Source organism: Companilactobacillus insicii (assembly GCF_003946015.1).
GTDB classification, from domain to species: Bacteria; Bacillota; Bacilli; order Lactobacillales; family Lactobacillaceae; genus Companilactobacillus; species Companilactobacillus insicii.
In genome coordinates this window covers 24,403-31,473 of record NZ_RHNU01000028.1, presented here as the reverse complement: position 1 = coordinate 31,473, position 7,071 = coordinate 24,403, and the positions used below count along the sequence as shown (strand labels likewise).

Genomic DNA, 7,071 nt, shown 5'->3' with positions numbered 1-7,071 from the left:
TGTCACCAGTAGAATACCGGGAACATGCTTTAGCAGCTTAAATATTTAATTTTGTCTAACTTTTGTCTTGCACTTCAGTATAAATCCAGAAAAATATCTAGCTTTTTGATTATATTAAATTTCAAATAATATGGAACTTGTTTATCAATTTAGTTACATCGTATAAAAAATAACAAATGTGTTAGTCTCTGGGTGCAAGAAATGTTGGTTGCGGTGAAGGTGGCGTTATGGCTTTAGCCATTACACCACGGAACGAGTTTTGGAATTCGCGTTTCTTTGCGAAGTTCAAAATCGAGCTTGGAGACCTTGGCTCCAAGCGGTTCCCACAGTGTCAATATTTTTTGTACCCAGAAATATAACAACTTCATTTATGCATTCAAACTATTAATAATTTCTTTTTTGTAATTTAAAAAGGTATCGGATAACAAAAAATCATCTATGTTTTTAAAATCACTATTTATATCTATACTTGATAAACTATTGGCTTGACTTCCCCGTAGCACGTAAACCCGATTAGACAGCTTAATTGCCTCGTCAATATCATGTGTAATAAAGAGTGTCGTTAATCCTAAATTACGATGAACTTTTAAGTACCAAGACTGAATCTCTGATTTTGTAAAAGTATCCAGGGCGCTAAAGGGTTCATCAAGCAAAATTAGATTATCCGAAAATAAATATGTTCTTAACAGAGCAATTCTTTGACGCATCCCTCCAGATAATTCATCCGGATAAGATTTCTTAACCGTTTCAAATCCAAAGTCTTTGAGCAATTCATCCGCCTGAACAATAGCTTGCTTCCTGTTAACACCTTTTAGCAATAAAGGTAATGCAACATTTTGCTCAACCGTCTTATACGGCAGCAACAAGTCTTTTTGTAACATATAAGATACATTTCCTGGTTGATTCAAGATAGACTTTCCATCTAAATATACATCACCCTGACTTGGCTCTATCAATCCAGCAATTATATTAAATAAAGTTGATTTTCCAACGCCGCTAGGACCAACGATACTAACCATCTCATGTTCATCTACGTAGAAATTCAAATTGTTTAATATTTTTTTGTACTCAAAACTCTTCGAAATATGGTCAACTACTAATTTTGGCATTCAATTACTCCAGTAAATATTTATCAGTAAAGCCTGTGTTATTAGGAATCTTATTCTTAACTAATTTGTTGTCACCTAACCAATTATAGAATGCATTCCATCGTTGTGGATCAATGTAACCCCAACGAGATTGTTCTGCTTTGTACTGCTTTGAAATCCATTTTTGACTAGCTTCAACCAAATCTTTATTTAATTCTGGGACTTGCTTAACCAAAATATCAGCTGCCGACTTAGGATGATCAACTGAATAATCATAACCTTGTGAAGTTGCCTTTAAGAATTTCTTTGCAGTATCAGGATCTTTCTTCAATAAATCATTATTAGCCATAATAACGGGAGTGTAGTAATCAAAAGTTGAATTTAAATCTTTGAAATAAAAGTAATCTACTGGAACTTTTTGTTCTTGAGCAGAAATACCGCCCCAGCCATAAAATACCCAAATGGCGTCAGCTTGTTTTTCTTTCAAAGCCTTTGGTTCGTCTACAATATTGTTAGGAATCATCTTCAACTTACTATAATCCCCACCATCTTGCTCCATAACGTTTTTGATCATGGCTTTTTCAATTGGTGAATCCCAAGTTGCATAGGTCTTACCTTCTAAACCTTTTGGACTAGAAATACCATCACCTTTTCGTGACATAATTCCAGATGTATTGTGTTGTAAAATAGCTGCTACTACAGTAATTGGCAAAGGTTTCTTAGAAGCATAATTAGCTGCTAATGTATCTTGTGCAGAAATTCCAAAGTCTGCTTTACCACTCGCAACAATAGAACTAGCATCCCCATCTGAAGGTTGAACTATTTTAACATCCAAACCTTGCTTCTTAAAATATCCCTTTTGCTTGGCTACATACAATCCCGTGTGATTGGTATTTGGTGTCCAATCCAATACAATTGTAACTTTTTTCAAGTCTTTATTATCTTGTTTCGAACCAACTTTATTGCTACAACCGGCAAATACTGCAAAAATACTTAAAACTAATAAAATTTTCCATTTAAATTTCATCGTGTTCCCCCATAATTTAATCCTTTTTCCAAGGCATACTATATTTCTCAATTAAATTGACTAACGCTACTAATAACAAACTTATAAACGAAATTAAAAATATTACAGCAAACATCTTATCGAAATCATATGATTTTCGAACCCTAGTCATATAAACACCCAGACCTTCAAAACCGCCTAACCATTCAGATATCACCGCACCTATTACCGCATAGGTTACAGCAATACGCATTGCGGAAAAGAAATCACCTAAACTAGCCGGTAATTTTATGTGTTTAAAAATTTGAAATTGATTAGCTCCCATAGATCGTAATAAACGTATTTCGTCCACATCAACCGATGAAAAACCATTCAACATTGCGACTGACACGGGAAAAAATATCGTTATTATAATCAAAACTACTTTGGGCATAATTCCAAATCCAAACCAAATCGTCAATAATGGTGCAATCGCTACTGTTGGAATTGTCTGTGTAAGGACTAATACGGGATACAGAGCATCTCTAACTCCCTTAAAATAATCCATAAATATTGCCGCAACTATTCCAAGTGTGACACCAGATATTAATCCAACAACTGCTTCTATCAAAGTTATCTTTGCATGAAACATCAACAGATGAAAATCACTAATAAATGCTTGCCCAACTTGTAATGGTGACGGCAGCATAAAGTCAGGTACTAATTTCCAAAAACTAATTAACTGCCACAACACAAATATAAATATTAAAGAAAGAATTGAGTAGATATTAATGTTGGTGTTTTTTTGTCTTCTTCTCAATACTTAAAACGTCTCCCTCTGGCTTATAAACAACTTTAATATTTGTGGAAACACTTGGTGTCCCAGCCTTTATTGCAACTAATTGACATTGTTTAGCAACTTCCATTAATTCATCAAAATCACCTTCAATTGAAGTCTCGAATGCCCCAACTTGATAATTAAGACCCGTACTAGAAATGTATTCGATAACCTTATCCACAACACTTATCATCTTTTCTTCGCCGTCTACATTTGGTACAACTTGAATTGCAATACTTGCTTCCATATTAATCCTCCATAATATAATAAATTTTATAAAAAAAGACACTCCTCCAGAATAGAGAAGTGCCGACTTCGTCAATTGATGACAGCTCCCTACGCTGGTATTAGCCAACAGGTTCAAAGGGTCAGGTAAAACCTTCTCAACGCATGCGCGTTCCCCCGCTTAAATATTGTATTGCCCGTGATTACTTGTGATATGTAATCTGCTGCTAAGGACTCCCACAGATTACAGGATGAAAAAAGGCCTGTCAATTTATCAATAAGTTGATATTGATACCTAACAAGCTTCAATCTATTGCTATACATGATATTTAGTATAGAGATCTCCTTGAATATTATATTAACGCATAGACACATATTAATTAGTTAATGGTGTTGAAATAAGTTGTGGCATTTCAGATTTTAAAAAATCAATGGCAAAGTTTTGATCATAAATCCACGACTTAATTTGATTCTTTTGTAAAATCAATGGCATTCTATCATGAATCTTTATCATGGACTCATTGGGTGCGGTGGTCAAAAGTACACTACGAGCTTCTCCATTAAATATATTATAGCAGCCTGCAATATACAAAGTTTCTGAGTCAGTTCCATAATTAAAACGATGTTTGATCTTATCTTTCGACCACTCGAAGAAGCCTGTTGTCGGATAAACGCAACGTCTATTTAAAAATGAATCTGCAAACATTGGCTTCTGCATAATACTCTCTGAACGAGCATTAATAATATTCTGACCTGATTTAAATCCAGGAAATCCCCATTTCATCGTCACAACCTGAACTTGATTTTGACCAGATTTTACAATCGCGGTTTGGTCGGTGGGAAAGACTTCACCAATCTTAGGATCATAACCGTTATCCACAGCTAACTGATATATTTTGTTAATTTCAGAATTATCTGAAGGTTGAAATGTAAAACGTCCACACATATCGACGCCTCCTTTGTAAAACTATTAAATAAATTATACACAATTAAAAAGACACCTACCTAGTTGTAAGTGTCAATTTTGTAATTATAATTATTTATTCAAACTTTTCATTTTCTCAACTCTATAAAGCCCAAATTCTTCAACCAAACCTTTTTTCTCTAAAAATTGATCTTGCCACGTATGCATCCCTTCTCTAAAATCTCTAAATTCATCATCCAAATCTTTTTTGTTAATAAAATTTTCAAAATCCTGATTATATCCAAAAGGACGTGCAGGATAATGATTTCTTCTACCAAATGTTGGTAGATTAACATTACCTTTATCTTGAATCTGACTCAAAACTTCAAAATACGCTGATGCGAGCGCTTCATAAACATTGTTAGAATCTGCGTAAACATTAATATGAAGATCTTTCATCCCCATTTGTTCCTTATCAAGAAATCTTTCTAATGAAATACTAACTTGATTACTTCGCATTTTTTCCTCCAAATATTTGATTAAAATTTAAATAATCGAAAAAGATAAAATATCCATACAGTTTGTCAAAATTGTACAGGCGAATTATATCAATCATTAAAAAAATCAGTCAAGGATTTCACCTTGCAGATAGACCATGAATATAGGCAATATAGCACGCAAAATCACCTTGGCGTTTGCGTTCCTGACCAGAATGTTGTTTACCAATTATGTCTCGCCAATTAGTAGCAAGATTTTGCTTTGCTAAATATTGATCTAAAATGTCTAAACTGCTGAGAACCATATCATGTTTTAATGTTCTTTTCTCATCCATATCGCGTCGAATTTTACTTGATGAAGTGGACCAAATAGCTCTAATATTTGCATAAGAAATACATGCATTTATGAAGTCATTATATAATTCCTTAGCTCTATCATCCGCACGTATTAACGAAGCTATCATCAATTGATGTGCCCGCTTTGATTCGTCAAAAGTAAGAACTAGTGATTCAAATGTTAACCCTTCATAATCAAACATCATATATCCCCCTCTAATTTGATAAATTTTTATCTATATTATTATTATCTCATTAGAGGTTCTTGTAACACAGTACTAAAATTTAAAATTCAATACCTTGTACATCCAATAACATCACGAAACTCAAAAATGATTGTTGCGTCGTTATTTTTTATTAGACAAAAATATATTTTTAAACATATTGAATTAGCTCAAAAGTAATTCAAGACATCAAGGTAATCTTGATAAATTATACAGCAAACTGTATAATTTATACATTCTGCTGTATAAATTTAAGGAGGCATTCTATGGAAATCAATCAAGAATATATAGTAGCACGACGTGTCCTTGAGCTTGCCAACAAGCTTGTTGCGAATCGTAACCAGCACATCAGCATGCTACACATCACAACGGATCAAGCGGATGCGCTAAATTTTTTTGCCGACTATCCAAACAGTACAATTTCAAATCTGAAAAATTTTAAACACATTAAACATCAGAGTGCACAGGCAATCACTCAGAAATTAAAAGAAAAAGGACTGGTTTCACTAACTGAAAATCCCAATGATCACCGTGCCAAGCTAGTGTCATTAACAGATGCCGGACATATCATGCGCGTGCATTTACAAAAAAATGGGTCGCATACGGGTGAACAGATTCTTAATGGCTTCTCTGATGAGGAAAAAACACAGTTTCTAACACTACTAGAGCGATCCGTAGATAATTTGAATCGAGGTAACAAATGAAGGAACATATTTATAATCGTAACATCTTATTAATTTTGACAGCTAGCTTCTTTTATCTGTCTAGTCCCATGTTGATCAATCCTTTAATTGCGGGCTTTTCTAAAAATTTAGGTAGTTCTACGCTCTTAGCTGGAGTAATCGCGGGACTAATGAACGTTGCATCATTAATACTACGTCCGATAGCTGGAAACCTCGTTGATCGGTATTCCAAATACTTGCTATCTTCGATAGGTGGCATTTTCTTAATAATTGCGTCTATTGGTTATGTGATTGTAACTAACCCTGCTTGGTTACTGGTAATTCGAGTGGTCAACGGCGTTGGCTATGTTCTATGCACCGTTTGTATGGCGACTTGGATGGCCAATTTATTACCTAGAAAACATGTTGGTTCCGGCATGGGGATTTATGGCTTGATGAATGCATTAGGTATAGCTTTGGCCCCAGCACTAGGTATCTTTCTTTACCAGCACTTCGGTTATCGTTATGCATTCATAGCTTCTGTAGTTTCCAGTGTTTTAATGGTTGCACTCGTGCAACTAGTAACGGATCACGGACACCCCGTGAAAAAACCTGCTGGTGTAGGGCACTCCAAAAGATTCCGTATTGTTCAACCACAAGTATTACCAATTGCCATGATTCTCATGCTATTTGCGTTGCCATATTTCTCAACACAGGCATATATCGTTAGTTATGTGGCATCAATTCATTCCAAGGTGGCGGTTGGCAGCTTCTTTCCAATCTACGCCATCCTCTTGTTAGTTTTACGGATGTCACTAAAGGACCTTTTTGATTCGGTTGCATTTGGTAAGTTTCTGTATGCAAGCCTTGGGAGTACTCTCATTGGCTTATCAGCATTAACACATTTGTCTAATAACATCATGATGTTTATCGCCGCATTAGGTTTTGCTGGTGGGTATGGCCTCATGTTCTCAATCTGTCAGGCAACTGCACTCTTGATAGCACCACATAACGAACAAGGATTAGCAAATAGTACATTCTACATCGGCATGGACCTTGGTATGTCATTGGGACCAATTATTGGTGGTTTAATTAAAAGTGCCATTCCAATTGTGTGGTTCTATCCGCTGATGCTAGTGACTATCCCCATCATCTGGCTAATTTACTTCATGAATCGAAAGAGTCTGAATCATGTGTTCTAAATCAATATTTACGCGTCACTTCATACTAATTTAGCACCTGATACTAAAATATTTCTCCCCCCCAGTTAGATGATACTGAGGGGATTTTTTTCTTGCTTAATCTTAGGACA

The 7,071-nt window shown here is 35.0% G+C and carries 9 protein-coding genes and 1 riboswitch; of the genes, 2 read left to right on the top strand and 7 right to left on the bottom strand.

What is annotated here, in order from left to right:
* Nucleotides 1-368: 368 nt before the first annotated feature.
* From EKM79_RS09175 to EKM79_RS09145, 7 genes are all read right to left on the bottom strand, one after another.
* Nucleotides 369-1,109, bottom strand: coding sequence for an ABC transporter ATP-binding protein (locus EKM79_RS09175; protein WP_125568105.1), 741 nt, complete (start codon nucleotides 1,107-1,109; stop codon nucleotides 369-371).
* 4 nt (nucleotides 1,110-1,113) lie between these two features.
* Nucleotides 1,114-2,115, bottom strand: a complete 1,002-nt coding sequence (locus tag EKM79_RS09170) for an ABC transporter substrate-binding protein (RefSeq protein ID WP_125568103.1) — start codon at nucleotides 2,113-2,115, stop codon at nucleotides 1,114-1,116.
* A gap of 16 nt (nucleotides 2,116-2,131) precedes the next feature.
* Nucleotides 2,132-2,893 carry an ABC transporter permease gene (locus tag EKM79_RS09165; protein WP_246005660.1) on the bottom strand — a complete coding sequence of 254 codons (762 nt, stop codon included), beginning with the start codon at nucleotides 2,891-2,893 and terminating at the stop codon, nucleotides 2,132-2,134.
* On the bottom strand, nucleotides 2,862-3,158 hold the full coding sequence (locus EKM79_RS09160) for a thiamine-binding protein (protein WP_125568101.1): 297 nt from the start codon (nucleotides 3,156-3,158) through the stop codon (nucleotides 2,862-2,864). Before EKM79_RS09160 ends, EKM79_RS09165 begins: the two co-directional genes overlap by 32 nt.
* Before the next feature lie 69 nt (nucleotides 3,159-3,227).
* Nucleotides 3,228-3,325, bottom strand: a riboswitch (TPP riboswitch).
* Between the two features lie 187 nt (nucleotides 3,326-3,512).
* The gene (locus EKM79_RS09155; protein WP_125568099.1) at nucleotides 3,513-4,082 is read right to left on the bottom strand and encodes an SOS response-associated peptidase; all 570 of its coding nucleotides are present in this window, start codon (nucleotides 4,080-4,082) and stop codon (nucleotides 3,513-3,515) included.
* A gap of 90 nt (nucleotides 4,083-4,172) precedes the next feature.
* Entirely contained in the window at nucleotides 4,173-4,559 is a 387-nt protein-coding gene (locus EKM79_RS09150; protein ID WP_125568097.1) for a hypothetical protein, read from the bottom strand.
* A gap of 118 nt (nucleotides 4,560-4,677) precedes the next feature.
* A complete protein-coding gene (locus tag EKM79_RS09145; protein WP_125568095.1) occupies nucleotides 4,678-5,079 on the bottom strand; it encodes a hypothetical protein in 402 nt (133 codons plus the stop codon).
* A 284-nt stretch (nucleotides 5,080-5,363) separates the two neighbouring features.
* On the opposite strand from EKM79_RS09145, the gene EKM79_RS09140 reads away from it, so the two are divergent.
* On the top strand, nucleotides 5,364-5,801 hold the full coding sequence (locus EKM79_RS09140) for a MarR family winged helix-turn-helix transcriptional regulator (RefSeq protein ID WP_125568093.1): 438 nt from the start codon (nucleotides 5,364-5,366) through the stop codon (nucleotides 5,799-5,801).
* The gene (locus EKM79_RS09135) at nucleotides 5,798-6,961 is read left to right on the top strand and encodes an MFS transporter (protein ID WP_125568091.1); all 1,164 of its coding nucleotides are present in this window, start codon (nucleotides 5,798-5,800) and stop codon (nucleotides 6,959-6,961) included. Before EKM79_RS09140 ends, EKM79_RS09135 begins: the two co-directional genes overlap by 4 nt.
* The last annotated feature ends 110 nt before the right edge of the window (nucleotides 6,962-7,071 follow it).